Source organism: Microcella flavibacter (assembly GCF_012530535.1).
In the GTDB taxonomy this organism is placed as follows: Bacteria; Actinomycetota; Actinomycetes; order Actinomycetales; family Microbacteriaceae; genus Microcella; species Microcella flavibacter.
This window is the reverse complement of record NZ_CP051299.1, coordinates 1,789,308-1,816,307: the sequence shown is the minus strand read 5'-3', so window position 1 is coordinate 1,816,307 and position 27,000 is coordinate 1,789,308. Positions and strand designations below refer to the sequence as shown.

26 protein-coding genes are annotated in these 27,000 nt (G+C 74.2%); 16 read left to right on the top strand and 10 right to left on the bottom strand.

The features are described 5' to 3' along the window. Entirely contained in the window at positions 1-1,425 is a 1,425-nt protein-coding gene (locus tag HGB54_RS08665) for an MFS transporter (RefSeq protein WP_168916081.1), read from the top strand. A gap of 599 nt (positions 1,426-2,024) precedes the next feature. Here HGB54_RS08665 and HGB54_RS08660 read toward each other — a convergent pair. Continuing rightward, a complete protein-coding gene (locus tag HGB54_RS08660) occupies positions 2,025-2,858 on the bottom strand; it encodes a UbiA family prenyltransferase (RefSeq protein WP_228545764.1) in 834 nt (277 codons plus the stop codon). Positions 2,859-2,983: 125 nt separating this feature from the next. Between HGB54_RS08660 and HGB54_RS08655 the strand changes: the two genes are divergently transcribed. The 3 genes from HGB54_RS08655 (at position 2,984) to HGB54_RS08645 (ending at position 5,340) form a co-directional block, all read left to right on the top strand. Beyond that, entirely contained in the window at positions 2,984-4,213 is a 1,230-nt protein-coding gene (locus HGB54_RS08655) for a phosphotransferase family protein (protein WP_168916079.1), read from the top strand. A gap of 73 nt (positions 4,214-4,286) precedes the next feature. After that, the gene (locus HGB54_RS12670) at positions 4,287-4,799 is read left to right on the top strand and encodes a hypothetical protein (RefSeq protein ID WP_228545763.1); all 513 of its coding nucleotides are present in this window, start codon (positions 4,287-4,289) and stop codon (positions 4,797-4,799) included. Between the two features lie 151 nt (positions 4,800-4,950). Further along, positions 4,951-5,340 carry a hypothetical protein gene (locus HGB54_RS08645; RefSeq protein ID WP_168914634.1) on the top strand — a complete coding sequence of 130 codons (390 nt, stop codon included), beginning with the start codon at positions 4,951-4,953 and terminating at the stop codon, positions 5,338-5,340. A gap of 60 nt (positions 5,341-5,400) precedes the next feature. On the opposite strand, the gene HGB54_RS08640 is transcribed toward HGB54_RS08645, so the two are convergent. The 4 genes from HGB54_RS08640 to HGB54_RS08625 form a co-directional block, all read right to left on the bottom strand. Then, complete coding sequence (locus HGB54_RS08640) at positions 5,401-6,063, bottom strand: response regulator transcription factor (protein ID WP_168916078.1); 663 nt, start codon at positions 6,061-6,063, stop codon at positions 5,401-5,403. Then, positions 6,064-7,653 carry a sensor histidine kinase gene (locus tag HGB54_RS08635; RefSeq protein ID WP_168916077.1) on the bottom strand — a complete coding sequence of 530 codons (1,590 nt, stop codon included), beginning with the start codon at positions 7,651-7,653 and terminating at the stop codon, positions 6,064-6,066. A 52-nt stretch (positions 7,654-7,705) separates the two neighbouring features. Further along, positions 7,706-8,182: a hypothetical protein gene (locus HGB54_RS08630; protein WP_168916076.1), complete on the bottom strand. Its 477-nt coding sequence runs from the start codon at positions 8,180-8,182 to the stop codon at positions 7,706-7,708. An 84-nt stretch (positions 8,183-8,266) separates the two neighbouring features. After that, the gene (locus HGB54_RS08625; protein ID WP_168916075.1) at positions 8,267-9,376 is read right to left on the bottom strand and encodes an App1 family protein; all 1,110 of its coding nucleotides are present in this window, start codon (positions 9,374-9,376) and stop codon (positions 8,267-8,269) included. 143 nt (positions 9,377-9,519) lie between these two features. Between HGB54_RS08625 and HGB54_RS08620 the strand changes: the two genes are divergently transcribed. From HGB54_RS08620 to HGB54_RS08600, 5 genes are all read left to right on the top strand, one after another. Beyond that, positions 9,520-10,155: a TetR/AcrR family transcriptional regulator gene (locus tag HGB54_RS08620; protein WP_168916074.1), complete on the top strand. Its 636-nt coding sequence runs from the start codon at positions 9,520-9,522 to the stop codon at positions 10,153-10,155. A 288-nt stretch (positions 10,156-10,443) separates the two neighbouring features. Beyond that, positions 10,444-11,268: an ABC transporter ATP-binding protein gene (locus HGB54_RS08615; RefSeq protein ID WP_168916073.1), complete on the top strand. Its 825-nt coding sequence runs from the start codon at positions 10,444-10,446 to the stop codon at positions 11,266-11,268. Next, positions 11,265-11,993: an ABC transporter permease gene (locus tag HGB54_RS08610; RefSeq protein WP_168916072.1), complete on the top strand. Its 729-nt coding sequence runs from the start codon at positions 11,265-11,267 to the stop codon at positions 11,991-11,993. The genes HGB54_RS08615 and HGB54_RS08610 overlap by 4 nt, the downstream gene beginning before the upstream one ends. Continuing rightward, a complete protein-coding gene (locus HGB54_RS08605) occupies positions 11,990-12,727 on the top strand; it encodes an ABC transporter permease (RefSeq protein WP_168916071.1) in 738 nt (245 codons plus the stop codon). Before HGB54_RS08610 ends, HGB54_RS08605 begins: the two co-directional genes overlap by 4 nt. 18 nt (positions 12,728-12,745) lie before the next feature. After that, positions 12,746-13,657, top strand: coding sequence for a glycine betaine ABC transporter substrate-binding protein (locus HGB54_RS08600; RefSeq protein ID WP_168916070.1), 912 nt, complete (start codon positions 12,746-12,748; stop codon positions 13,655-13,657). Positions 13,658-13,730: 73 nt separating this feature from the next. Here the strand turns inward: HGB54_RS08600 and HGB54_RS08595 are convergent, their stop codons facing one another. Then, positions 13,731-14,402 carry a DedA family protein gene (locus HGB54_RS08595; protein ID WP_168916069.1) on the bottom strand — a complete coding sequence of 224 codons (672 nt, stop codon included), beginning with the start codon at positions 14,400-14,402 and terminating at the stop codon, positions 13,731-13,733. Between the two features lie 146 nt (positions 14,403-14,548). On the opposite strand from HGB54_RS08595, the gene HGB54_RS08590 reads away from it, so the two are divergent. The 6 genes from HGB54_RS08590 (at position 14,549) to HGB54_RS08565 (ending at position 21,934) form a co-directional block, all read left to right on the top strand. After that, positions 14,549-15,955: a cytochrome ubiquinol oxidase subunit I gene (locus HGB54_RS08590; protein WP_168916068.1), complete on the top strand. Its 1,407-nt coding sequence runs from the start codon at positions 14,549-14,551 to the stop codon at positions 15,953-15,955. A 20-nt stretch (positions 15,956-15,975) separates the two neighbouring features. Next, on the top strand, positions 15,976-16,998 hold the full coding sequence (gene cydB / locus HGB54_RS08585; protein WP_168916067.1) for a cytochrome d ubiquinol oxidase subunit II: 1,023 nt from the start codon (positions 15,976-15,978) through the stop codon (positions 16,996-16,998). 44 nt (positions 16,999-17,042) lie between these two features. Beyond that, a complete protein-coding gene (gene cydD, locus HGB54_RS08580) occupies positions 17,043-18,677 on the top strand; it encodes a thiol reductant ABC exporter subunit CydD (RefSeq protein WP_228545762.1) in 1,635 nt (544 codons plus the stop codon). Continuing rightward, entirely contained in the window at positions 18,674-20,323 is a 1,650-nt protein-coding gene (gene cydC / locus HGB54_RS08575; RefSeq protein WP_168916066.1) for a thiol reductant ABC exporter subunit CydC, read from the top strand. The genes cydD and cydC overlap by 4 nt, the downstream gene beginning before the upstream one ends. Before the next feature lie 88 nt (positions 20,324-20,411). Beyond that, positions 20,412-20,945 carry a hypothetical protein gene (locus HGB54_RS08570; protein ID WP_168916065.1) on the top strand — a complete coding sequence of 178 codons (534 nt, stop codon included), beginning with the start codon at positions 20,412-20,414 and terminating at the stop codon, positions 20,943-20,945. 2 nt (positions 20,946-20,947) lie between these two features. Continuing rightward, positions 20,948-21,934 carry a TIGR03557 family F420-dependent LLM class oxidoreductase gene (locus HGB54_RS08565; RefSeq protein ID WP_168916907.1) on the top strand — a complete coding sequence of 329 codons (987 nt, stop codon included), beginning with the start codon at positions 20,948-20,950 and terminating at the stop codon, positions 21,932-21,934. Between the two features lie 27 nt (positions 21,935-21,961). Here HGB54_RS08565 and HGB54_RS08560 read toward each other — a convergent pair whose 3' ends face one another. Then, entirely contained in the window at positions 21,962-22,429 is a 468-nt protein-coding gene (locus tag HGB54_RS08560) for a nucleoside deaminase (protein ID WP_168916064.1), read from the bottom strand. A gap of 253 nt (positions 22,430-22,682) precedes the next feature. Between HGB54_RS08560 and HGB54_RS08555 the strand changes: the two genes are divergently transcribed. After that, positions 22,683-24,113: an aspartate ammonia-lyase gene (locus HGB54_RS08555; protein ID WP_168916906.1), complete on the top strand. Its 1,431-nt coding sequence runs from the start codon at positions 22,683-22,685 to the stop codon at positions 24,111-24,113. Between the two features lie 37 nt (positions 24,114-24,150). Here HGB54_RS08555 and HGB54_RS08550 read toward each other — a convergent pair whose 3' ends face one another. The 3 genes from HGB54_RS08550 to HGB54_RS08540 form a co-directional block, all read right to left on the bottom strand. Then, the gene (locus HGB54_RS08550) at positions 24,151-24,414 is read right to left on the bottom strand and encodes a DUF7218 family protein (protein ID WP_407663466.1); all 264 of its coding nucleotides are present in this window, start codon (positions 24,412-24,414) and stop codon (positions 24,151-24,153) included. Continuing rightward, entirely contained in the window at positions 24,414-25,295 is an 882-nt protein-coding gene (locus tag HGB54_RS08545) for an SDR family oxidoreductase (protein WP_168916063.1), read from the bottom strand. Before HGB54_RS08545 ends, HGB54_RS08550 begins: the two co-directional genes overlap by 1 nt. An 83-nt stretch (positions 25,296-25,378) precedes the next feature. Further along, positions 25,379-26,929, bottom strand: a complete 1,551-nt coding sequence (locus tag HGB54_RS08540; protein WP_168916062.1) for an AlkA N-terminal domain-containing protein — start codon at positions 26,927-26,929, stop codon at positions 25,379-25,381. Positions 26,930-27,000: the final 71 nt, after the last annotated feature.

Below are 27,000 nucleotides of genomic sequence, written 5' to 3'. Positions count from 1 at the left end.
ATGACGGTCACCAGCGGCCCCGCGCCCGCCTCGAGCACGCTCGACCGGCGGGTGCTCGCGGTCGCGATCCTCGCCGCCTTCGTGGCCTTCCTCGACGGCACGGTGATCACGGTCGCCCTGCCCGCGATCAGCGCCGAGCTCGGCGGCGGGCTGCCGGTGCAGCAGTGGGTGGTCGACGCGTACCTCATCACCCTCGGCGCGCTCATCCTGCTCGCCGGCTCGCTCTCCGACCTGTGGGGCCGGCTGCTCGTGCTGCGGCTGGGGCTGCTCGGCTTCGCGGTCACCTCGCTGCTGTGCGGGCTGGCGCCCACGGCCGAGTTCCTCATCGTCGCCCGCGCCCTGCAGGGCGTCGCGGGGGCGCTGCTCGTGCCGAGCTCGCTCGCGCTCATCACGGCCGCCCACCGCGGCCGCGCGCAGGCGACGGCGATCGGCGTGTGGACGGCGTGGACCTCGGCCGCCTTCATCGCCGGCCCCGTCATCGGCGGGCTGCTGACCGACCTGGCGAGCTGGCGCTGGGTCTTCGTGATCAACGTCGTGCCGATCGCCGTGACCCTCGTGCTCATGCGCGGCCTGCGCGCCGATGCGCCCCGCGGCTCGACGCCGGTGGACTGGTGGGGCGCCGTGCTCGGCGCGGTCGGCCTCGGCGGCGTGGTCTTCGCGCTCATCGAGCAGGCCAACTTCGGCTGGGGCAGCCCGGTCGTGCTCGTGCCGCTCGCGCTCGGCGTGCTGAGCCTGGCGGGCTTCATCGTGCGCGAGCGCCGCACCGCTCATCCGATGATGCCGCTGGGCCTGTTCCGCTCGCGCAACTTCGCGGCCGGCAACGCGGCGACGGTCGCGGTGTACGCGGCGCTCTCGCTCGGCACCTTCGTCGTGCCGATATACCTGCAGCAGGGGGCGGGGCTCAGCGCGACCCAGGCGGGGCTCGTGCTGCTGCCGGTGACGGTGCTCAACATCGCCCTGTCGTCGTGGTTCGGATCCCTCGCGGGCCGCTTCGGCAGCCGCTGGTTCATGGCGGCGGGGCCGATCATCGCCGCGGCGGGCTTCGCGATGCTGCTCGCGATCGAGCAGCCCTTCGACTACGTCGGGCAGGCCCTCGCCGGCATCCTCGTGCTCGGTCTGGGGCTCACGATGACGGTCGCCCCGCTCACGGCGGCGATCCTGGGCGCCGTCGACGAGCGCCGCTCGGGCATCGCCTCGGCGATCAACAACGCCGTCTCCCGCGTCGCCGGACTCGTCGCCATCGCCCTCCTCGGCGCCCTCATCGGCACGCGCATCGACGGCGCCTGGCTCGACCGCGGACTCCTCCTCACCGCGGGTCTGCTCGTCGTCGGCGGGCTGATCTCCGCCGTCGGCATCACCAATCGGGATGCGCGGCGCGAGCCCGACGAGACCGCCGACCCGCGCGACCCCGCCGCCGGGCCGTAGCGGGCGCCGGCCGCGCGTCCCCGCCTGCCCGCCGCCGTGCTGCCTGCCTGCTCGCCCGGTCGCCCCGCCGTCCGCTGTCTGCCCGGCCGCCCCGCCGTCCACTGTCTGCCCCGCCGCCCCGCCGTCCCCTGCCTGCCCGGCCGCTCGGACGCCTGCCTGCCCGCTCGCCTGCGCCATCTCCGTCGCGGTCGATATTGCCGCTGACGCTCCTTCCACTCTGCAGGACTTTCCCGAGGGGTGCTCGCCGAGTTCCTGCAGAGTGGAAGGAGGCGAGGTGCACATGCTCCGCCCCTCCCGACCGGCCCGTGCTGCTGCGCGACGGAGCGACGCGGGCGCGGCATCGCGCTAGACGGGCCGCGGACCGCGAATGCGGAGCGCGGGGGCGCGCGGTCGGATGGCGACGGCATACGGCGGAACATTCCGGAGCGGGGCGCCCGACTCGGCGTGGTGGTGCAGCGGAGGAGTCGCTGGGTGCAGCGGAGGAGTCGCTGGGTGAGGCGGAGCGAGGCAGGTGGGAGTACGGCAGCGTGGAGCCAGCCAGCCAGAGCGGGGCAGCGCAGAGCGGAGCGGGGCGGAGCGGGGCGAGGGCGGGGCGCGCCTCAGAGCCCCGCGCCCGCGCCGAGCAGGGTCACGACGGCCGCGAGCGCCGACCCCATGATGATGCGGAACAGCGCCCGCGAGGCCGGCGCCCGCACGAGCACGACGATCCCGGCGAGCAGCAGAAGCGCACCGGCGATCGCCCCGACGACGCTGAGGGCGCCGAGCGCGGCGCCGTCGAGCAGCGGTCCGACGACGCCGAGCGCCGACGCGAGCGCGAGGGCCGCGAGCGCCGCCGCGCCGGAGGGGCGGGCCCCGAGCCGGTGGGGCAGCGAGCGGATGCCGTGCCGCGCATCCTCGTCGAGGTCGGGGAGCACGTTGGCGAAGTGCGCGGCGATGCCGAGCAGCGCGCCCATGGCGAGCGCCCACCCCGCGGGCGCGCGCGCCGGATCGTCCGCGAGCGTCACGACGGCCGGCAGCATCCCGAACCCCACGGCGTAGCAGGCGGTCGCCGCGAGCGTGCGCTTCAGCCCCGCGTTGTAGAGCCACCCGCTGGCGAGGAAGACCGCGTGCGCGATCGCGGCCGCGGGGCCGAGCGCGGCCGAGAGCGCCAGGGCGAGCAGGGCGGCCGCGACGGCGAGTGCCGCGATGAGGCGCTCGGGGGCGTCGCCGCGGGCGACCGGCTTGTCCCGGCGGCCGGCCTCGCGGTCGCGGGCGGCGTCGAGCCAGTCGTTCGACCAGCCGATCGAGAGCTGCTGGGCGAGGATCATCGCCGTGACGATCGCCACCCGGTCGGCCGGCAGTCCGGCCGCGACGGTGAGCGCGAGAGTCACGAGCACGACGACCGCGGCGGGCCCCGCGTGCGCGGCGGCGACGATCGCGAGCAGTCGGGGCACGACGTCATCGTAGGCGGCGGTCGGCGGGCGCGGCCGTGCGGCGGCGGGGCGGGCGGCCCGGCGATGTTCGCCCCGATCGGCGCGGGATTTCGCCCCAGCGCCCGCGGGCATCCATGATGAGGGGGATGAACGCACATGCCCGGGTGCTGCACCACGACGTGCTGGCCGCCGTCGCCACCTCGCTGGGGGCGACCCTCGTCGAGGCGCACGCCCTGCAGATCGAGCCCACCGGCCACGGCTTCACGCACGGCTACCGGGTCTCGCTGCGCGACGACGCGGGCGGCCTCGCCGACCACACCGTGTTCGTCGAGACCTCGCCGCCCGAGAGCGGCCGCGCCGGCGTGCTCACGCTCACGCAGCCGCAGACCGGCGAGCGGGTCGACGTCTGGGTGTACCCGGCCGACCCCGCGCTGCCCGCCCTGCGCACCGCCGTCTACGCCGAGGCCGCCTCGATCGTGCTCGGCCGTCTCGGCCTGCCCGTCGAGGATCTGCGGGTCAGCCTCGCCGCCTACCGCCCGGGCAAGCGGGCCGTCGTGCGCGTCGACACCGCCCGCACCGCCTACTTCCTCAAGGTCGTGCGCCCGCCCGCGGCCGAGCCGCTGCAGGCGAAGCACACGCAGTGGCGCACCGAGGGCGTTCCCGTGCCCGCCGTGCTCGGCTGGAGCGAGGAGGGCCTCGTCGCCCTCGAGGCGCTCGGCGGCGTCGAGCTCATCAGCGTGCTCGACCGCATTCCCGATCCGGATGCCCTGCTCGACGAGATCGTGCGCCTCATCCAGCGCGTCGCCCTCGTCCCCTCCACGGCCCCCGCGCGCGCATCGCTCGTGCGCCGCCTCGACTGGTACGAGGAGCGGCTCACCGAGCAGCTGCCCGCCTACGACGGCCTCATCGAGTCGACCTCGCGCGCGATCGCGCGCCGGTTCCGCGCCGGAGGGGCCCCGCCGCCGAGCCGCACCGTGCACGGCGACCTGCACCTCGCCCAGCTGCTCGTCGACCCCGCCGCGCCCACCGCCATCACGGGCGTGCTCGACATCGACACCTCCGGCTGGGGCGACCCCGCCGACGACGCCGCCGCGCTCTACGCCCACCTCGTCGCCACGGTCGTGCACGACGGCGGCAGTCGAGCCACCGTGCGCGCCGCCCGCGCCTCCGTGCTCGCCGACGGCTGGCGCCGCCGCTGGTTCGCCTGGGCCGAGGCCGGATTCGCCGACCGCGCCCACGCGATCGCCGCGACGCAGCTGCTCGGCCACGCCCTCGCCCGCTCCGCCGCGGGCTCCGACGACGCCGCCGTGCTCATCGAGCGCGCCCACCGCGTCGCGGCGGCGGATGAGAAGCCCCTCACCTCCGCCTCCTGGTGATCTCATGCCGGCCCTCGAGTCTGGATGACATCGAGGGAGCGGCAGTCTCCCTCCTCACCACCGGGAGACCATCATGGAGAAGAAGAGCTGGCTCGCCATCGGCGCCGCATCGGCGCTGAGCCTCGGAACCCTCGCCGCCGGCGCCGTGAGCGTCGCCAACGCGATGCCGATCGTCAGCGGCGGCGTCGATGTTCCCGGACTGACCGTCGACGACCGCGGCTCGAACGACCGCGCCGACGTGACCTTCGACGTCACGAGCGACAGCATCGTCACGCCGTCGCCCGCGTCGACGCAGAGCCCGATCAGCCCCGTGTCGACGCAGAGCCCCGTCTCGCCCGTGTCGGTCCAGAGCCCCGTGTCGGTCCAAAGCCCCGTGTCGGTGCAGAGCCCCGTCTCGGTGCAGAGCCCCGCCTCGGCGCCCGCGCCGGCCCCCGCGCCGCCCGCTCCCGCCCCGGCTCCGGCGCCCGCGCCGCCCGCCCCCGCCCCCGCTCCGGCTCCGGCCCCGGCCCCGGCGTACGACTCGCCCGCGAGCCCCGCCTCGGTCGCCTCGGCCCCGAGCGCCGCGAGCGTCGGCTCCGTCGACTGATCGCGCGCGCAGCGCACCGCATCCGATGAGGGGGCGGGGATGAGAGGACTCTCATGCCCGCCCCCTGTCGTGCGCCCGCCCCCGTGCGGGATGATGGAAGCCCTACCCCGCCTCACCCCACCCCGACCCGCCGACGCGAGAGGAGCAGCCCGTGGCGTCGAAGAACTGGATCGCCGCCGGCACCGCCTCGGTGCTCGGCATCGGCGTGATCGCGGGCGGCGCCATCGGCGTCGCCTCGGCGATGCCCCTCGTCGACAGCGCCTCGGCCGCCTCGGTGCCGCCGCTGAGCTCCTCCTCGGGTGAGGACGTGAAGCAGCTGGGCGGCGGCGACGTGAGCTTCGAGGTCGTGCCCTCGACGCCGGCCCCGACCCCGACGACCTCGCCGGCTCCGAGCGCGAGCGACGCCCCCGCCCCGGTGGCCCCGGCGCCCGCGCCGCAGCCCGTCGCGCCGGCGCCGGCTCCCGCTCCGGTGCCTGCCCCTGCGCCGGTCGCGCCCGCGGACTCGTCGGACGCGCCGAGCGTCGCGAGCGTCGACGACTGATCCCGTCCGCTCGGCCCGCGCCGAGCATCCCGCCGCCGCGACGCCGCGCCGGCCGGCCGATCAGACCAGCCGGTACCCCATGCCGCGCACCGTCTCGATGCGGTCGGCGCCGATCTTGCCGCGCAGGTAGCGCACGTAGACGTCGACGACGTTCGACCCGGGGTCGAAGTCGAAGCCCCAGACGCGGCTCAGCAGCTGCTCGCGCGAGAGCACCTGGTCGGGATGCCGCAGGAACTGCTCGGCGAGCGCGAACTCGCGCGCCGAGAGGTCGACGGTGGTGGTGCCGACGGTGGCCCGCCGGCTGCGCAGGTCGAGCGAGAGGTCGCCGTGCTGCAGCGCCGTCTCGGCCGTGGCGAGCTGGCCCGACTCGCGCAGCCGCAGCCGGATGCGCGCGAGCAGCTCGTCGAACTTGAAGGGCTTCGGCAGGTAGTCGTTGGCGCCGCCGTCGAGCCCCGTCACGGTGTCCTCGACGCTCGAGCGCGCCGTGAGCATGATGACCGGCGTCGTGTCGCCCGCGGCGCGGATGCGGCGCAGCACCTCGAAGCCGTCGATGCCGGGCAGCCCGACGTCGAGCAGCACGAGGTCGAACGAGCCGGTCGCGAGGTAGTCGACGGCGGCCGTGCCGGTGCCGACGACGGTGGGGGAGTACCCGGCCGAGGCGAGCCCCTTCTCGACGAAGGTCGCGATGCGTGCCTCGTCCTCGACGATCAGGATGCTCGACACTCAGTCCTCCTCGGTGCCCGCGCGCCGCGCGGGCGGGGTGGTCAGCAGCGCGCCGGTCGACGCGGGCAGGTCGGCGGCGGGCGGGGGCAGCGGCGCATCGCTCGGCACGGGGATCACGATGCCGAACCGCGATCCGGCGCTCGAGCTCGACAGGCTCACGTAGCCGTCGTGCGCGCGGGCGATCGCGGCGACGATCGGCAGGCCGAGCCCCGATCCCTGCACGCCGCGCCCGGTGTCGATGCGCCCGAAGCGCTCGAAGATGCGCGACTGCGCCTCGGCCGGGATTCCCGGGCCCTCGTCGGCCACCCACAGCTCGATGGCGCCCTGGTAGGCGCTCGAGCCGATGCGGATGGTCGACCCCTCGGCTGAGTACTTCGCCGCGTTGTCGGCGAGCTGCAGCCAGGCCTGGGTGATGCGCGAGGGCGAGAGCGGGGCGACGGCGGCGACGCTGCGCTCGAGGCGCCACTCGTGGCCGGGGATGGCCTGCGCCTTGGCGAAGACGCTCTGCGTGAGGTCGGCGACGTCGACGGGCTCGGTGAGCACGCGCCCGCGCTCGGCCTGCGCGAGGGCGTCGATGTCGGTGACGAGCTCGCTCATGCGGTCGAGCTCCTCGATGGCGATGTCGCGCGCGGCCCGCACCTCGGTCGGCCTCCTCGGGTCGAGCAGCTCGAGGTGCCCGCGCACGATCGTGATGGGCGTCTTGAGCTCGTGGCGCACGTCGTCCAGCAGCTGCCGCTGCGCGGTGAGGGTGCCGTCGAGGCGGGCGAGCATGTCGTTGACGGTCTCGGTGAGCGCCGCGAGGTCGTCCTTGCCGGTGACGGGGATGCGCTGGCTCACGTCCGACCCGGTGATCTGCTCGGCGGCCTCGCGCAGCCGCCGCAGCGGCGCGAGCAGGCGCCCGGCGAGGAACCAGCCGACCCCGGCGATCACGACGACGGTGATCGCGGCGATCCAGGCGAAGGTGATGAAGGCACCGCCCACCTCGTCGACCTCGCGCTGCACGTCGACGGCGGTGACGAAGACGCCCTCGTCGGTGCCGCCCTCGACGGTGAGCGGGGCGGCGATGTAGCGGATGGCGCCGACGCCCTCGATCTCGGGGGTCAGCGCCGTGCCGAGGATGACCTCCCCGCCGCGGGTCTCCTCCCAGACGCGCTCGACGAAGCCGGCCTCCTCCTGCAGGGCGAACAGCACGTCGACCGAGGGCAGCCAGGCGGTCGAGCCGTCGACGACGCCGATCGTGCTCTCGTGCCGGCCGGGGATGATGCGCCCGACGACGGAGCCCAGCGCCTCGCGCGCGCTCGTCCAGGTCGGCGCGGCGGCGGGCTCGGCGGGCGCCCCGGGGTCGGCGGCGGCGTCGGCCGGGGGCTCCTCGGTGGAGGTGGCGGTCGCGGCGGGCCCCTCGAGCACGACGGTGCGGGCGGCGGCGACGGCGCCCAGCAGCTCGTCGTCGATGCCGGCGATGACGGCGTCGCGCTGCACGAAGTAGGAGCTGACGCCCGCGACGATCATGCCGACCGTCGTGATGACGAGGATGACGGCGAGGATGCGGGAGCGCACCGACCACCGGGGGAGGGGGACGACGCGCGACATGGCTTCATTATCGCCAGTCGCCGTCCACGGATCGGCCCGGATGAGAGGACTCTCACCGCCGCCGGGATGCGCCCCCGCCGGCCGAGGAGGCGGCGCTCGCCGCCCAGGTGCGCGCGAGCTCGCGCAGGTCGGCGACCTCGGCGATCTCGACGGCGGTGCCCGCGGGGTGCTCGCGCGTGATCCCCGTCACGAGCAGGAACCGCGCGGCCGCGGCGGTGCGCAGGCGCGCGGCGGCCCGGTCGGGCAGCAGCAGGGGCACGACCGCGCGGCCGTCGTCGAGCATCCCGCTCGCCTGCCAGTCGCCCGGCGCCGGCGCCCGCTCGCCCGCCACGACGACCGCGCGACCGCGGCCGATCAGCCCGAGCTCGTCGAGCGGCACGGCCTCGGCGGCTCGCACCACCTCGGCGAAGCCGTCGAGCGCGTCGGCCGCGCGGGGCGCGGGCCGCGAGGGCGGGGTCGGGATGTCGCGGGCGTCGGCGAAGAGCAGGGGATGCTCGGGCCCGGCCGCGCGCGTGAGGCGTCGCGCCATGCCGCCTCCCGCCGTCGCCGTTCGAAACTGTGTTCGATCCTACGCGATACGCGGGCCAGCCAGCGGGCCCGGAGCGGCGCCGGCTCAGTCGCGCGCGGGCCCGCTCAGCACGCCGACCCGCACGAGCTCCTCGGCGAGCCCGGCGCCGTCGGGCGCCTTCACCCAGGGAGCGCCCGGCCCGATGGGGGCGTCCTCGCGGGTGCGGCCGCCCGCGAGCACCGCCTCGCCCGGCGAGAGCTGCCGGATCGCGACGGCCGCGACGTTCTGCGGGTGCGCGTCGGCGAAGGCGCGGTAGAGCTCGGGGTCGTGCTGGCCGTCATCGCCGACGAGCACCCACTTGAGGTCGGGGAACTCGCGCGCGAGCCGCTCGAGGCTGGCCTTCTTGTGGTCCTGCCCGCTGCGGAACAGCCGCTCGCGCGTGGGCCCCCAGTCGGTCAGCAGCAGGGTGCCGCCCGGGTAGAGGTGCCGGCCGAGGAACCGGTCGAGCGTCGGCGCGACGTTCCAGGCGCCGGTCGAGAGGTAGACGATGGGGCCGTTGGGATGCTCCCGCACGAGCCGCTCGTACAGCACCGACATGCCCGGCACGGGCTGCCGCGCGTGCTCGTTCAGCACGAAGGTGTTCCACGCGGCGATGAAGGGCCGGGGGAGCGCCGTGACCATGACCGTGTCGTCGATGTCGCTCAGCAGCCCGATGCGGGCATCCGGATCGATGATCGTCACCTGCGCCTCGACGGCCTCGCCGCCCTCGGGCCGGATGGTGATCGTGTGGCGCCCGGGCGGCAGGTCGACGGGGATGTCGGCGTCGACGACGCCGCCGCGGTCGGCGTGCAGCACGTGCTCGACGCCGCCGGCGGTGACCGTCACCACGGCCTCGGCGACGGGGATGCTCGTGAAGCTGCGCCAGCCGCGCACGGCCTTCTCGGGGTTGCGCAGATCGCGCCCTGCGCGGATGAGCAGCACTCGGCACAGCACCCTCGCCCAGCCGTCTCCGCCGTAGCCGCTGTAGGGCAGCACGACGGGCTGGAGCCCGCGCTTGCGGCCGCGGCGCTCGCGCCATCCGTGGAAGTTGTCCTCGGCCTCGGCGAACCGGCGGATCCAGGCGGATTCGGGCTCTGCGGGCTCCGCCGCCGCCTCCGCACCCGTCGGGCCGGTCGAGCGGGGCGCGTCGTGCGCGGGTTCAGGCGCGGCGTGCATGATGATCAGTCTGTCACCCCGGCAAACCCCACGGGGTATTCGGAATGCGAACCACCGGCGGGGAGTTTCGCATCATCAAAGGCGCTGAAGGCTCACGTCCGCGCTAGCATCAGCCCATCGGCCGCAAGAAAGGTACCCACCCCGTGACCACTATCGAACTGAGCACCACGCTCCTCGCTGCGGCGGCACCCATCCGCAACGAGCCCGTGCAGGCCCGCAGCACCGCGCGCCTCGCCGCCCTCCTCGACTCCGCCGCGGCGGTCATCGACGAGATCGGCTACGAGCGCCTGACCACCGCGATGGTGGCCGACCGCGCCGGCGCCTCGATCGGCACCGTCTACCGCTACTTCCCCGACCGCATCGCCGTGCTGCAGAGCCTGGCGGCCCGCAACTCCGAGCGCCTGCTCGCCGCGCTCTCCACCGAGCTGGCCGATGAGAAGCACGCGACCGCGACGGATGCCCTCCTCGGCGTCGTCGACGCCACGGCCGAGCTGTTCCGCACCGAGCCGGGCTACAAGTCCCTGCGCACGGGCGACGTGCTCGACCTCCTGCCCGCGAGCTCGGAGGCCACGGCCAACGCCGTCGTCGCCACCGCCGTCACCGCGGGCCTCGGCCAGCGCTTCGGCACCCCCGAGTCGGCCACGACCGTGATCGGCACGGCGATCGCCGTCATCGACGCGCTCGTGTCGCGCGCCTTCGCCCGCGACCTCAGCGGCGATGCCGCTCTGCTCGACGAGGCCCGTCGCGTCGTGCGGCTCGTCGTCGCCGAGGCGCTCTGACCTCTCTCCTCCGCACGCCGATACTCCGGCCCCGCGACACCCGACGCGCGGCCCCGACGGCCCCCGGCTCCCACGCCGGGGGCCGTCGCCGTTCGCGGGCCCTGGCCGAGCATCCCGCCCCGAAGCGCTGGATATGTGCCCAGAATCAGGGCACGATCGGCGTACCGGCCGGCACGGCCCTGCTTGACTGGGAGCGTGCTGGGCGCGCGCTCGGTGCAGACGCCGGTGCGGGCCGCCTCATGAGGGCGGCGCAGCCGCCGGCCACGGCACAGGAGTGAGACGGCAGAGATGATCGAGTTCCGGAACATCACGAAGCGGTTCGACGACGGCACGCTCGCCGTCGAGGACTTCAGCCTCGTCATCCCCTCGCACCAGACGACCGTCTTCGTCGGCTCCTCGGGCTGCGGCAAGACCACGCTGCTGCGCATGATCAACCGCATGGTCGACGCCTCGACCGGCGATCTCGAGATCGACGGCGCGAACGTCTCGCGGATCGAGGCCGTGAAGCTGCGCCGCCGCATCGGCTACGTCATGCAGAACTCGGGCCTGCTGCCGCACCGCACCGTCATCGACAACATCGCCACCGTGCCGCGCCTCAACGGCGTGCCGAAGAAGGAGGCGCACGCGCGCGCCCTCGAGCTCATGGACACCGTGGGGCTCGACCGCGGGATGGCCGAGCGCTACCCCTCGCAGCTCTCCGGCGGCCAGCAGCAGCGCGTCGGCGTCGCCCGCGGCCTCGCCGTCGACCCGAACATCCTGCTCATGGACGAGCCCTTCGGCGCCGTCGACCCGATCGTGCGCGCCGAGCTGCAGCAGGAGCTGCTGCGCCTGCAGCGCGAGCTCGGCAAGACCGTCGTCTTCGTCACCCACGACATCGACGAGGCCTTCCTGCTCGGCGACCAGGTCGTCATCCTCGAGAAGGGGGCGCGCATCGCGCAGCAGGGCGCCCCGCACGAGATCCTGGCGAACCCGGCGAGCGACTTCGTGGCGAGCTTCATCGGCGCCGACCGCGGCAAGCGCGCGCTGAGCGTGCGCGAGGTCGACGGCGCCCGGGTGCTCGTCGACGCCGACGGCACCGTCGCCGGGCGCCTCGTGGAGGATCCGACGTCGTGACCTGGGTAGCCAACAACTGGCAGCAGATCGTCGAGCTGACGCTCGTGCATCTGCGGCTGAGCCTGCTGCCCATCGTGCTGGGCTTCGTGCTCGCCATCCCGCTCGGCTGGGTGGCGCACCGCTACCGCCTCACCCGGGGACTCGTGCTCACCGTCGTCGGCCTGCTCTACACGATCCCCTCGCTCGCGCTCTTCGTCATCCTGCCGCCGCTGCTCGGCCTGCCCTTCCTCAGCGTCGGCAACGTGCTCATCGCCCTCACCATCTACGCGGTGGCCCTCATGGCGCGATCGACGGCGGATGCTCTCGACAGCGTCGACCCCGACGTGCGCCAGGCGGCCACGGCCATGGGGTACTCCAGCTGGCGCCGCTTCTGGACGGTCGACTTCCCGCTCGCAGGCCCCGTGCTGCTCGCCGGGCTCCGGGTCGTGGCGGTGAGCACGATCAGCCTGCTCACCGTGGGCGTCGTGGTCGGCGTGGACAGCCTCGGCTACTTCTTCACGAACGGCTACCAGCGGGGCATCCTCGCCTCGGTCGTCACCGGCGTCGTCGCGACCGTCATCATCGCGCTGCTCGTCGACCGCCTGCTCGCGATGCTCGGCGCGGTGCTCATGCCCTGGACGCGGAAGAGCGCCGGACCCCGACGCCGAGACCCGCGCGAGAACGAGCAGCAGATCGAGAAGGGCGCGACGGCCTTCGGCCGCGGCGTGCAGCAGGCGAGCGCATGAACCTCTTCCTCGAGGCTTTCGCCTGGCTCACCGACCCCGACAACTACACCGGCGGCGGGTCGATCCCGCTGCGCATCGGCGAGCACCTCTTCTACACGGTCATCGCGGTCGCGGCCGCCTCGATCGTCGCCATCCCGCTCGGCTGGCTCATCGGCCACACGGGCAAGGGGCGAGAGATCGCCGTCGGCATCTCCGGCGCCGCGCGCGCGCTGCCCTCCTTCGGCCTGATCTTCCTGTTCGTGATGCTCGTCGGGGTGCTGCTGCGCGGCCCGGCCGCCGTCGTCGTGCTCATGCTGCTCGCGATCCCGCCGATCCTCGCCGGCGCCTACGCCGGCCTCGAGGCGATCGACCGCCGCATCATCGACTCCGCGCGCGCCATGGGCATGACCGAGTGGCAGATCCTCTGGAAGGTCGAGGTGCCGCTCGGGCTGCCCCTGCTCTTCGGCGGGCTGCGCAGCGGCGTCCTCCAGGTCGTGGCGACGGCCGTGCTCGCGGCCTTCGTCAACCTCGGCGGCCTCGGCTACGACATCGTGCAGGGCATCAGCCTGCGCCGCTACGACCAGATGCTCGGCAGCGCGCTGCTCATCATCGCCCTCGCCCTGCTGCTCGACGCCGCCTTCGCGCTGCTCGAGCGCAACGCCGTGCCGCGCGGCGTGCGCGCGGGGCGCGCCACAGACGTCCGCACCGCCTCACCTCGGCGACGTGCGGCGGCGGAGTCCTCCGCCACCTCCTGAGACAGAAAAGAGAGTTCGATGTTCACAGCAAGGAACAAGGGCCGGTTCGCGCTCGTCGCGACCGCGGTCGGGGCGTCATTGGCCCTGGCAGGGTGCGCAACCGGGGATCCGCTGGACCCGGGTACGGAATCCGAGGGCGGCGGCGACACGATCGTCGTCGGCTCGCAGGCGTACTACTCCAACGAGATCATCGCCTCGATCTACGCCCAGGCGCTCGAGAACGCCGGGTTCGACGTCGAGGAGAACTTCAACATCGGGCAGCGCGACGCCTACATCCCCGCCATCGAGGCGGGCGAGGTCGACGTGTTCCCCGAGTACACCGGCAACCTGCTGCAGTACTACGTGCCCGACACGACCGCCACCGAGTCGGAGGAGGTCTACGCCGAGCTGCAGGGCGCCCTGCCCGAGGGTCTGCAGGTGCTCGACCAGAGCCCCGCGACCGACCAGGACAGCTACAACGTGACGGCCGAGTTCGCCGAGGCCAACGGCCTCGAGTCGATCGCCGACCTCGAAGGCGTCGCCGACCTCGTGCTCGGCGGCAACCCCGAGCTGGAGGAGCGCCCCTACGGCCCCGCCGGCCTGCTCGAGACCTACGGCGTCGAGGTGTCCTTCCAGGCCACCGGCGAGACCACGGTCGAGTCGCTGCTGGAGGGCGTCGTCAACATCGCGAACGTCTTCAGCGCCGACCCGCGCATCGGCGAGAACGACCTCGTGACCCTGAGCGACCCCGAGGGCCTGTTCCTGGCCTCGAACGTCGTGCCGGTGGCCTCGAGCGACCTCCCCCAGGAGGCGATCGACCTCATCAACGAGATCAGCGCCGCCCTCACCCCCGAGGGCCTCGTGGCCCTCAACGTGAGCAGCACGGTCGATGAGGAGTCCGCCTCCGTCATCGCCGAGCGCTGGCTGACGGACAACGGCTTCCTCGAGTAGATCGACCGGCTGGTACCGACGGGGCGGGATGCGCGGAGCATCCCGCCCCGTCGTCGTCGGTGCAGCTTCTCGCTCAGTCCTCGACGGTGCGGGCGTCGCCGTCGCCGGGGTGCTCCCCGTGCCGCGCGGCGTAGCGCTCGAGGGCCTTCTTGCCGATCCAGACGAGCACGAGGAAGGCCACGATGATGCCGACGAAGATGTACGCCGCGTAGCTGAGCTGATCGCTGAGCTCGCGGTAGGTGCCCGCGGCGGCCGAGCCGACCGAGACGTAGGCGAAGGCCCACAGCGTGCTCGCCGGCGCGAGCCAGGCGATGAAGGTGCGGTAGCGCAGCGTGCTCATGCCGACGGTGAGCGGCGTGATCGAGTGCAGCACCGGCAGGAACCGCGAGATGAACACGGCGATGCCGCCGCGGCGGTCGAGGAAGTTCTCCGCCCGCTGCCAGTTCTTCTCGCCGATGAGCCGGCCGGCGCGCGAGCGCCGCAGCCAGGGGCCGAAGGTGCGCCCGATCCAGAAGCCGATCGAGCCGCCGAGGAGGGCGCCGGCGATGCAGGTCAGCGCGAGGGCGAAGTACTCCACGGGGGAGGAGACCGCGGTCGAGGCGACGAGCGCGACGCTGTCGCCCGGCACGACGAGGCCGATGAGCACGCTCGTCTCGAGCATGATGAACAGCCCGGCGATGACGGTGCGCAGCACCGGGTCGACGTCCTGCACCCAGCCGAGCAGTCCGTCGAGGAATTCGTTCACGCGCGCGAGCCTAGCGACGCGGGGCGGGGGACGGCTGGGCGCGCGCGGCGGGCGGATTCGGGACCTTCGGCCCATGTGCGCGGTGGTGGCGGATTCCTACGCTGGAGGCAGAAGCATCCACCCCTCACCCCAAGGCGGTACCCCTCGTGCTCGACTGGCTCGACCCGCTCGCGCTCGCCCGGTGGCAGTTCGGTCTGACGACCCTGTACCACTTCCTCTTCGTGCCGCTCACGATCGGCATGGCCTTCCTCGTGGCCATCCTGCAGACGGCGTGGGTGCGCACGGGCAAGCTCAAGTACCTGCACCTGACGCGGCTCTTCGGGCGCATCTTCCTCATCAACTTCGCGATGGGCGTCGTGACGGGCATCGTGCAGGAGTTCCAGTTCGGCATGAACTGGAGCGACTACTCGCGCTTCGTCGGCGACGTGTTCGGGGCGCCGCTCGCGATGGAGGGGCTGCTCGCCTTCTTCCTCGAGGCGACGTTCATCGGCCTGTGGATCTTCGGCTGGGACAAGCTGCCGCCGAAGCTGCACCTCGCGAGCATCTGGATGCTGTCGATCTCGACCGCCATGTCGGCCTACTTCATCCTCGCCGCGAACGCCTTCATGCAGAACCCCGTGGGCTTCCGCATCAACGAGGATCTCGGGCGGGCCGAGCTCACCGACATCGGCGCGGTTCTGACGAACCCCGTCGTGCTCGCCGCGTTCCCGCACACCATCCTCGCCTCGATCATGTTCGCCGCGGTCGTCGTCGTCGCGGTCGCCGCCTGGCACCTGCGCCGCGGGCAGTACGACGAGACGATGCGCACGGCCCTGCGCTTCGGCCTCGTCGTCAACCTCGTGGCCTTCGCCGGCGTCGCCCTCAGCGGCGACCAGCTGAGCCGCGTCATGGTCGACACGCAGCCCATGAAGATGGCCGCGGCCGAGGCGCTGTACACGACGAGCGCGCCCGCGAGCTTCTCGATCTTCAGCTGGGGCACGCCCGACGGCTCGAGCGAGATCTTCTCCATCCGCGTGCCCTACCTGCTCTCGCTGCTGTCGACGCAAACCCTCACGGGCGAGGTCGAGGGCATCAACGATCTGCAGGCGCAGTACGCGGCCGAGTTCGGCCCCGGCGACTACACCCCGATCATCTGGGTCACCTACTGGGCCTTCCGCTGGATGATCGGCCTCGGCTCGCTCGCCGCCCTCGTCTCGGTGGCCGGCCTCTGGCTGACCCGCGGCGGGCGCACCCCGAAGGACTGGGCGTGGCGCGTCGCGATCTGGAGCGCCCCGCTGCCCCTCGTCGCGAGCCTCGTCGGCTGGATCTTCACCGAGATGGGCCGGCAGCCCTGGCTCGTGTTCGGGCTCATGAAGACGGAGGACGGCGTCTCGCCCGGCGTCACCGGGCTCGAGGTCGCCATCTCGCTCCTCGCCTTCACCGTCGTCTACGGCGCGCTCGCGGTCGTCGAGTTCCGGCTCATCCGGAAGGCCGCCATCGAGGGCCCGCGCGAGTGGGACGCCCACGACGACCCCGACGAGGTCGACGTGCAGAAGCTCGCCACCGTCTACTAGGCCTGCAGGAAGGGCATCCCATGGATCTCGCGTACCTCTGGTTCTTCATCGTCGGCTTCTTCTTCATCGGGTACTTCGTGCTCGACGGCTTCGACTTCGGCGTCGGCATGTCGCTGCCGTTCCTCGGGCGCGACAACACCGACCGGCGGCAGCTCATCAACACGATCGGCCCGGTCTGGGATCTCAACGAGACCTGGCTCATCGTCGCGGGCGCGGCCATGTTCGCGGCCTTCCCCGAGTGGTACGCGACGCTGTTCAGCGGCTTCTACCTGCCGCTGCTGCTCATCCTCATCGCGCTCATCCTGCGCGGGGTCTCGTTCGAGTACCGGCACCAGGGGAGGAGCCCGGAGTGGGCGGCCGCCTTCGACCGGATGATCGTCATCGGCAGCGCGGTGCCCGCCTTCCTCTGGGGGGTCGCCTTCGCGAACATCATCCAGGGCACGCCCATCGACGCCGACTTCGAGTTCACCGGCACGCTGCTGACGCTGCTCAACCCCTACGGACTACTCGGCGGGGCGACGACGCTGCTGCTGTTCTTCACTCACGGGGTGCAGTTCGTCGCCCTGAAGACCGACGGCGAGCTGCGCGAGCGGGCGCGCGCCCTCGCCACGCGCGCGGGGCTCGTGACGATCGCCGTCGCGGCGACCTTCCTCGTCTGGACGGTGCTGCAGCACCTCGACATCGCCCACCTGCCCGTGCTGCTCGCCGCGGCGGGCGGGGCCGCGGTCGCGCTCATCGCCTCCTGGCTCGCCAACCGGGCCGGCAACGACGGCTGGGCCTTCGGCCTCACCGCGCTCACCACGGCGCTCGCCGTGGTCGCGATCCTCGCGGCGCTGTTCCCGAACGTGATGCCCTCGACCACCGACCCGGCCTTCAGCCTCACAATCGAGAACGCCTCGAGCAGCGACTACACGCTGCAGGTGATGAGCTGGGTCGCGCTCGTGATGGTGCCGCTCGTGCTGCTCTACCAGGGCTGGACGTACTGGGTGTTCCGCAAGCGCATCACCCGGTCGACGATCGAGCTCGCGGAGGCCTCGCACTGAAGCCCCTCGACCCCCGACTGCTGCGCGCGGCGTCGGCCGCCCGCGTGCTGCTGGCGGCCGGCGGCCTCGTCGCGCTCGCGCACGTCGGCGCCATCGTCGCCTTCTGCTTCTCGGCGGCGCAGCTCATCGCGGGGCTCGTCGAGGGGCGCGGCCTCGACGATCTGGGCGGGCCCGTCATCGCCACGGCCGCGAGCGTGCTCGCCCGCGCGCTGACCCAGGCCGCGCTCGACGCGCTCGCGGTGCGCGGGGCCGCGCGGGTCAAGAGCCAGCTGCGGCGCCGGGTGCTCGACGCGGTCGACGCGCGCGGAGCATCCGGCGACCGCGACCGGCCGAGCGCCGACATCGCCACCCTCATCGGGCCGGGCCTCGACGCGCTCGACGGCTACATCGGGCGGTACCTGCCGCAGCTCGTGCTCACCGCCGTCGCCACCCCGGTCGTCGTCGGCGCCCTGCTGATCGCGGACGCACCCACGGGCATCGCGGTCGTGCTGACGCTGCCGCTCATCCCGCTGTTCATGGTGCTCATCGGCTGGGCGACGCAGGCCGTGCAGCGCCGGCAGTGGCAGGCGCTCACGACGCTCTCGCGCGGGTTCCTCGAGGTCGTGCAGGGCCTCTCGACGCTCATGATCTTCGGGCGGCAGCACCGGCAGACCGAGCGCATCGCGGCCGTCACCGAGCAGTACCGCCGCCGCACGATGCGGGTGCTGCGGGTGTCGTTCCTGTCGAGCTTCGCGCTCGAGCTCGCCGCGAGCCTCTCCGTCGCGATCGTCGCCGTCTCGGTCGGCGTGCGGCTCATCGACGGCGTCATCGCCCTCGCGCTCGGGCTCTTCGTGCTCGTCCTCGTGCCCGAGGCGTACCTGCCGCTGCGGCAGGTCGGCGCGCAGTACCACGCGGCGGCCGAGGGCCTCGCGGCGGCGGAGGAGGTGCTCGCGCTGCTCGAGCGCGCCCCCGCATCGGCGCCCGCCTTGGCGCCCTCGCCCGAGTCCGCTCCGGCGGCGATCATGGCACCCGCCGACGCCGACCCGGTGCGGGATGCCCCGCCGCCCGCCCTGCGCCTGACCGACCTCGTCGTGCGCCGCGCCGGGCGCCCCGTCGTCGACGGCCTCTCGGGCGCCTGGCCCGCGGGGCTCCTGCTCGCCGTCACCGGCGAGAGCGGCGTCGGCAAGTCGAGCCTGCTCGCGGCGCTCCGCGGCGCCCTGCCCGCCGAGGGCCGGATCGCGGTCGCGGGCCGCCCGGCGGCGGCCGAGCAGCTCGCCGCGCAGGTCGCCTGGGCCGGGCAGCGCCCCGACCTCACGGCGGGGCCGCTCGAGGCGGTCGTCGCGCTCGGGGCCGCGCATCCCGATGCCGCGCTCATGCGCCGCGCGCTGCAGCTCGCCGCCGTCGACGACGTGCCCGCCGGCCTCGTGCTCGGGCCGGGCGGCGACGGCCTCTCGGGCGGCCAGGCGCAGCGCGTCGCGATCGCCCGGGCGATCTACCGCGCGCTCGATCGCCGCAGCCCGCTCGTGCTGCTCGACGAGCCGACCTCGGCGCTCGACGCGGCGGCCGAGCGGCGGGTGATCGCGGGCCTGCGCGCGCTCGCGGACGAGGGCGTGCTCGTCGTCGTCGTCACCCACCGGCCGGCGGTCATCGCGGCGGCCGACGAGCGGCTCGCGCTCGTGCCGGCGGGGGTGCCCGCGTGATCCGCGCGGTGCTGCGGGAGGCGCAGCCGGCCCCGCGCGACTCGGCCGCCGCGCTCGCGCTCGGCGTGCTCGCGGCCGGTTCGGCGGTGGCGCTGCTCGCCACCAGCGCCTGGCTCATCGCGCGCGCGGCCGAGCAGCCGCCCATCCTCTTCCTCGGCTTCGCGATCGTGGGGGTGCGGGCCTTCGCGCTCGGCCGCGCGGTGTTCCGCTACCTCGAGCGGCTCGTCGGGCACGACGGCGCCTTCCGCGCGCTGGCCCGCCTGCGGGTCGCCGTCTTCCGCCGGCTCCTGCCGGTCGCGCCCGACGGACTGCGCGCCACCCGCCGCGGCGACGTGCTGACGACGCTCGTGCGCGACGTCGACACGCTGCAGGATCTTCCGCTGCGCGTCGTGCAGCCGCTCGTCTCGGGCCTCGTCGTCGCCGGGCTCGCGGTCGTCGGCGTCGCCTGGCTGTCGCCCGCCGCGGCCGGGGTGCTCGGGCTGGGGCTCGTTCTCGCCCTCGCCGCCGCGACCGCGCTCGTCACGGCCCTCGGGCGCGGGGCCGAGCGCCGCATCGCCCCGCTGCGCGCCGACCTCGCCGACGCCGTGCTCGACTACCTCGGCCGCCTCGACGTGCTGCGGGCCTACGGCGCCGACGCGCCCGCCCGTGCCGGCATCGATGCGCTGGATGCCCGGCTGCGCCACGAGCAGACCCGCCAGTCGCTCGCCGCCGGCTCGGTGGCCGCGCTGTTCACGCTCGCCGGAGGCTCGCTCCTGCTCGCCTCGGCCCTCACCGCCGCTCCCGAGCTCGCCGCGGGCGACCTCTCGGGGCCCCAGTTCGTGCTGCTCGCCCTCGTGCCCCTCGCGGTCGTCGACGCGGTCGCCGTGCTGCCCCTCGCCCTCGCCGCCTGGTGGCGCGTGCGGGCGAGCGCGGCGCGCATCGCGGCCGTGGTGCCCGAGGAGCGGCCGGAGGGCATCCCGACCCCGCCCCCCGTGCGGACCGCCGCCCGGCTGCCGGACAGCAGCGCCCTCGTGCTGCGCGGTGTGACCGCGCGCTGGCCCGGGCAGGCGGCGCCGGCCCTCGCGCCGCTCGACCTCGAGCTGCACCCGGGCGACCGTCTGCTCGTGGAGGGGGAGAGCGGGGCCGGCAAGACGACGCTCGCGCACGTGCTCGTGCGGTTCCTCGACCACGAGGGCTCGTTCACGCTCGGCGGCGTCGACGTGCGCGCCCTGCACCCCGACGCGGTGCGCGAGCGCATCGTGCTGTGCGAGCAGCAGCCGCACCTGTTCGACGAGTCGATCCGGCAGAACCTGCTCTTCGCCCGCGACACGGCCGACGACGCGGCGCTGCTCGCCGTGCTCGCGCGCGTGGGCCTCGCCGACTGGGCGGCCGCGCGCGGCGGGCTCGACGTCCCCGTCGGCGAGCGCGGCGCCCTCGTCTCGGGCGGGCAGGCGCAGCGCCTCGCTCTCGCCCGGGCGCTGCTGAGCGAGGCGCCCGTGCTCGTGCTCGACGAGCCCACGGCCAACGTCGACGCCGACCGCGCCGCCTCGCTGCTCGACGAGCTGCTCGACGCGGCCGCGGCGCCCGACCGCGCCGTCATCGTCATCTCGCACACGCCCGTCGCCGACCGCCTCGTGACGGGCCGGCTGCGGCTCGCGGCGCCCTGAGACCGCCACTGAACCGACGCCCCTGACGCATCGAGCGCCCCGCGTCAAGGCCCTGCCGCGATCGGATGCTCGGCCGTAGCGTCGCCGCATGACCACTCACGCGCACGACGACCACGACCGCCACGACGGCACGACGGGCATCGACCCCGACCTCGCCCCCACCGACCCCATCACCGGGCAGGAGGGCGCGCGCGAGTCCGGCGACGCCGGCGCCGCCCCCGACACGGCGTACTCGCCGTCGAGCGAGCGCGAGACCGCCGCCCGCCAGGACGACCCGCACGGCAGCGAGACCGATGTCGCGCTCGAGGGCGACGACGTGCTGCCCGGCACCGGCGGCCCCGACGACACGGGCGACGTCGAGCGCGCCGACGACCTCAGCGTCGCGCAGGCGCTGCGCCAGGGCCACGAGGCCGAGCCCGCCGCAGCCGCGGAGCGCGGCGAGGCCGACGAGCAGGACGGCTCTGCGCAGGACGACGTCGACCCGCTCGACCGGGGCCCGGTCGAGACCGACCCGCTCGAGCCCCACGGCATCGGTCTCACCGAGACCCTCCACCACGGCAGCGGCCCGGGCGACCCCGGCGACGGCATCGCGCCCGGCACCGACCTGGGCGCGCGCCCGTGAGCCTGCGCGTCGGCGCGACCCTGATGACCGAGCAGAGCCCCGCGCGCTCGCTCGTCGAGTACGCCGTTGCCGCCGAGGAGGCGGGGGCCGAGCTGCTCGTCTCGAGCGACCACTTCAGCCCCTGGCTCGCGGAGCAGGGCCATGCCCCGCAGGCCTGGACGATGCTCGGCGCGGTCGCGCAGGCGACCTCGCGCGTCGACCTCATGACCTACGTCACCTGCCCGACCATGCGCTACCACCCGAGCGTCGTGGCCCAGTTCGCGGCGACGCTGCAGGATCTCTCCGGCGGCCGCTTCACCCTCGGCCTCGGCTCGGGCGAGAACCTCAACGAGCACGCCGCGGGGGTGCCGTGGCCGCGCGTGGCGACCCGCCACGCCATGCTCGAGGAGGCCGTGCGCATCATCCGCACCCTGCTCGACGGTGAGACGGCCTCCTTCCACGGCGAGCACTTCCAGGTGGATGCCGCACGCCTGTGGGGCACGCCCGAGCACCGCGTGCCGATCGGCTTGGCGATCTCCGGCGAGAAGTCGATCGAGGCGCTCGCGCCCCTCGGCGACGACCTCGTCGCCGTGCAGCCCGACGGCGACGCCGTGGAGCTCTGGACGGCCGTCGCCGGAGCGCCGCGTCGCGTCGTCGGGCAGCTGCCGATCTCGTGGGATCCCGACCGGGATCGCGCGATCGCCCGGGCCCACGAGCAGTTCCGCTGGTTCGGCGGCGGCTGGCTCGTCAACGCCGACCTGCCGACGCCCGCGTCCTTCGCGGCGGCGACGCAGTTCGTGCGGCCGGAGGACGTCGCCGAGGCGATCGCCTGCGGCCCCGACCTCGACGCGATCGCGCGCAGCGCCCAGCCCTTCGTCGACGCGGGCTTCACCGACCTGGCGCTCGTGCAGATCGGCGACGAGGGCCAGCAGCGGTTCCTCGACGAGGTCGCGGGCGAGCTGTTCGAGCGCATCCGCGCCCTGACGCCGAGCGAGGGCGCGGCCGCCTAGCGCTCCGCGCGCACCGGCCCGCGGCGGCTAGTAGTCGACGCGGGCCGCGTCGGCGCGCCAGGCGTCGAACGGCGCGACGGCCCCCGGCGTGCGCTCGTGCACGACGGGGGTCGTCCATGCCTCGCGGGGCGTGTCGAAGAGGTCGTAGAAGGCGGCGTCGTCGAAGCCGGCCTCGGCGGCGTCGTGCCGGTCGGCGGCGAAGACGACGCGGTCGAGGCGCGCCCAGAGCGCGGCGCTGAGGCAGAGCGGGCAGGGCTCGCAGCTGGAGTAGAGCACGGCCCCGGAGAGGTCGAAGACGCCGAGCTCGCGCGCGGCCGTGCGGATGGCGACGACCTCGGCGTGCGCCGTCGGGTCGTTGTCGCGGGTGACGCGGTTGACGCCCTCGAACACCCGTCCGTCGGCGGTCACGACGACGGCGCCGAAGGGGCCGCCGCCCGCGGCGACGTTGGCGGTCGCGAGGGCCACGGCCTGGTCGAGGGGGGTCTGCTGGGGCACCGGGGGAGTCTACCGGCGGGATGCTCACCGGCGCGTTCGTCTGCTCGAGTGAGCACGTCCGCTCGCCGCCGGCCGGGGCATCCCGAACCGCTAGAGTGGCCCCGCCACCGCCGTCGACGTCGGAACCCACAAGGAAGAGGCACGTATCGCCATGGTGCGAACCACCGGACCCGCCCCCAGTTTCAGCACCAGCGACGACGGCGTGCCCGTCTACCGCCCCGGCCTCGCGGAGGACGGCGACGCCGCCCGCGAGATGCGCCAGGAGCGCGATTCGCTCGGCTCGATGCCCATCCCCGCCGATGCCTACTGGGGCATCCACACGGCCCGCGCGCTTGAGAACTTCCCCATCACGCGTCGCGCGCTCTCGAACCACCCGAACCTCGTCATCGCCCTCGCGATGGTGAAGCAGGCCGCCGCCCGCGCCAACCGCGAGATCGGCGTGCTCGACCCCGTCAAGGCCGAGATCATCGACGAGGTCTGCCAGGAGATCATCGGCGGGCGCCTGCACGAGCAGTTCGTGCTCGGCGTGCTGCAGGGCGGCGCCGGCACGAGCACCAACATGTCGGCCAACGAGATCATCGCCAACCGCGGCCTCGAGCTCATGGGCCGCGCGAAGGGCGACTACGAGCACCTGCACCCCATCGACGACGTCAACCGCAGCCAGTCGACCAACGACGTCTACCCGACGGCCATCAAGCTCGCGATGGTGTTCAGCACGCGCAGCCTGCTCGTCGAGCACGCGCAGCTCAGCGACGCCTTCGCCGCGAAGGCCCAGGAGTTCGCCCACGTGCTCAAGGTGGGCCGCACGCAGCTGCAGGACGCCGTGCCGATGACGCTGGGGCAGGAGTTCCGCGGCTTCGCCACGACCCTGCGCGAGGATCACGACCGGCTCTCCGAGACGATCCCGTGGCTCAACGAGATCAACATGGGCGCGACCGCGATCGGCACGGGTATCACCGCCGACCCGCGCTACGCCGAGTCGGTGCGCCGCCACCTCAGCGAGATCTCCGGCTACGAGATGATCACCGCCCCCGACCTCATCGAGGCCACGAGCGACGCGGGCATCTTCATGACCCTCTCCGGCACGCTCAAGCGCGCCGCGGTCAAGCTGTCGAAGATCTGCAACGACCTGCGGCTGCTCTCCTCCGGTCCGCAGGCGGGGCTTGGCGAGATCAACCTGCCGCCGCGGCAGGCGGGCTCGTCGATCATGCCGGGCAAGGTCAATCCCGTGATCCCCGAGGTCGTCAACCAGGTGGCGTTCTCCATCATCGGCGCCGACGCGACCGTGACCGCGGCCGCCGAGGGCGGGCAGCTGCAGCTCAACGCCTTCGAGCCGGTCATCGCCACGAGCATCCTGCAGTCGCTCGCCTGGATGTCGAACGCCTGCCGCACGCTGCGGCTCAACTGCGTCGACGGCATCACCGCCAATACCGAGCGGCTCGCCGCGATGGTCGACTCGAGCGTCGGCATCGTGACGGCCCTCACCCCGTACATCGGCTACCAGGCCTCGGCGGCGCTCGCCTACGAGGCGCTCAGCGGCACGGCGTCGATCCGGCAGCTCGTCGTCGAGCGCGGGCTCATGGAGGCCGAGATGGTCGCCCGCGTGCTCTCGCCCGAGCGGCTCTCGGGGGTCGTGCCGGCGACGGGCGCGATCGCCCTGCCGATGGTGCCGCCGGAGGACTGAGGCCCGAGGGCGGGCCGCGCGGCCTCAGCCCACGGGATCAGTGCTCGCGCAGCATCCCGATCAGCTCGCTCTTGCGCTTGCCCGAGTAGCCGCGCAGCCCGAGCTGCTTCGCGCGCTCCCGCAGCTCGGCGACGGTGCGGCTCTCGTAGTCCTCGGCCGCGCCGCCGCGCCGCCCGACCGAGGACCGGCCGTCACGCGCGGCGGCGTTGCTGATGCGTGCCGCCTTCTCGGGGCTGCTGCCGTCCTCGACGAGCTTCTCGTACAGCTCCGGATCCTTGAGGCTCGGATTCCGCGGCGCCATCAGAGGGCCTTGCCGCCGGTGACGGGCAGCACCGCGCCCGAGACGTAGCTCGCGGCGTCGCTCGCGAGGTACACGTAGGCCGGGGCGACCTCGGCGGGCTGGCCGGCGCGGCCGAGCGGGGTGTCCTGCCCGAACGACGGCAGCTTGTCCGGCCATCCGGTCGCCGGGATGAGCGGGGTCCAGATGGGGCCGGGGGCGACGGCGTTGACGCGGATGCCCTTCTCACCCAGCTCGGAGGCCATGGCCTCGACGAACGCCACCTGCGCCGCCTTCGTCATGGCGTAGTCGACGAGCGCCGCCTTCGGGTCGAAGCCCTGGATGGAGGCGGTCACGATGATCGACGCTCCCGCCTCGAGGTGCGGCACGGCGGCCTTCACCGACTCGACCACGGCGTAGAGGTTCGTGCGCATGACCCGGTCGAAGCCGTCCATCGGCAGCTCCTCGATGCTCTCGCGCGCGCGCTGGTGGGCGGCGTTGAGCACGAGCAGGTCGAGGCCGCCGAACTCGGCGATGGTGCGCTCGACGATCGCGGTCGGGCGGCCCTCCTCGCGCAGGTCGCCGGGCAGGGCGAGCGCGGCGCGGCCCTCCGCGCGCACGAGGTCGAGCGTGGCGACGGCGTCGTCCTCCTCCTCGGGCAGGTAGGCGATGGCGACGTCGGCGCCCTCGCGGGCGAAGGCGATCGCGACGGCGCGGCCGATGCCGCTGTCGCCGCCGGTGATGAGCGCGCGGCGTCCGACGAGCCGGCCGGCGCCGCGGTAGCTCTCCTCGCCGTGGTCGGGGCGCGGGTCCATCTCCTCGGTGAGCCCGGGCTGCTGCTGATCCTGCTCGGGGAAGCCCTCGGAACGGTGGGCGGTGCGGGGGTCGGTGGTGGGTCCGGTCATGGTGCGCGTCCTCTCCTCGGGGCCGGTCGGGCGCGGAGCGCCGCCGGCGGGAGCCCCAGGCTAGGAGCGGCCGTCCGCCGCCATCACGGGGTTGACGCGGGCGTCTCCGCGGCGCTACGCCGCGCCCGGCGCACGATCGGCGGGGCGGCCCGCCACAGGTGCAGGGTGGCGTAGCTGCGCCACGGCGCCCACCGCTCGCCGAGCGCCCGGGTCGCGCGCGCGGTGCCCCCGGCGCCGAGGGATCCCAGCGTCCGCTGCAGCACGAGATCCTCGGCGAGCAGCACATCGGGGTTGCCGAGCACGCGCATGGTGACGTAGTCGGCCGTCCACGGGCCGATGCCCGGCAGGGCGAGCAGGCGGGCGCGCAGCTCGGCCGCGGGCAGGCCGATGTCGAGCACGAGCTCGCCGCTCGCGAGGGCGCGGGCGGTGGTGAGCACGGTGCGCTGCCGGGTGGCCGGGCCGCGCAGCACCGCGCCGTCGTCGGCCGCGATGCGCTGGGCGGTCGGGAACGGGCGCAGCTCCGTCGTGGGCGTCAGCCCCTCGGCCTCGTCGAGGTCGGCGGCGAGGCGCCCCAGCATGCTCTTCGCCGCGGGCAGCGAGATCTGCTGCCCGATGATGGTGCGCAGCAGCGCCTCCTCGGCGTCGACGGCTCCGGGGATGCGCAGGCCGGGCGCCCGGGCGACGAGCGGGCCGAGCAGGGCATCCGCCCCCAGTGCCGCGTCGATCGCGACCGCGTCGGCGTCGAGATCGAACCAGCGCCGCAGGCGGGAGACGAGCGGAGCGAGATCGGCGATCGCTGCGAGCGAGGCCGTGGCGATGACGCCCGCGCGCTCGGGGTCGAGCTGCACATGCGTGCGCGCGAGGCCGTGGGGCAGGCGCACGAGCCGCTCGATGCTCGCCTCGGCGCCCGCGCCGCTCATGCGCTCGACGCCCGCAACGGCGTGATCGGCCAGGTAGCCCATGATGGCCTCGCCGTCGAAGGGCGGCCGGGCGGCGAGCCGCAGCGTGACCGTCGTGCTCGCCGCGTCCGGGGTCTCGGCGCCCGCGGGACGCACGCCCTCGCGTCCGCGACGGGCGAGCTGCCGCAGCTCGGTGGGGGAGAGGCCGTAGAACTCGCGCACCGTGTCGTTGAACTGGCGGATGCTCGCGAACCCCGCGGCGAACGCGACCTGCGCGACCGGCAGCCCGGTGCCGGCGAGCAGCGCCCGTGCACTCTCGGCCCGGTGCGCCCGCGCCAGGGCGAGCGGACCGGCGCCGAGCTCGGCAGTGAGCACGCGCGTCAGCTGCCGGCTCGAGTAGCCGAGCCGCGCCGCGAGCCCCGGTACCCCATCGCGCTCGATCGCGCCGTCGAGGATGAGGCGCATGGCCCGGCCGGCGAGGTCGTCGCGGCGGTTCCAGTCGGGGTTGCCCGGCACGGCGTCGGGCTGGCAGCGCTTGCAGGCGCGCAGCCCGGCCTCGTGCGCGGCGGCGGCGGTGCGGAAGAAGTCGACGTTGCCCGGCTTCGGCGTCATGGCCGGGCAGGAGGGGCGGCAGTAGATGCCCGTGGTGCGCACGCCGGCGATGAACTGCCCGTCGAAGCGGGCGTCGCGCGAGGCGAGCGCGCGGTAGCAGCGGTCGTGATCGAGGGCGGGCACGCCCTCACCCTGGCACGGGATGCTGGGCCCTACCAGCGGGAATCGGACACCGCGACGGCGACAGTAGAGTG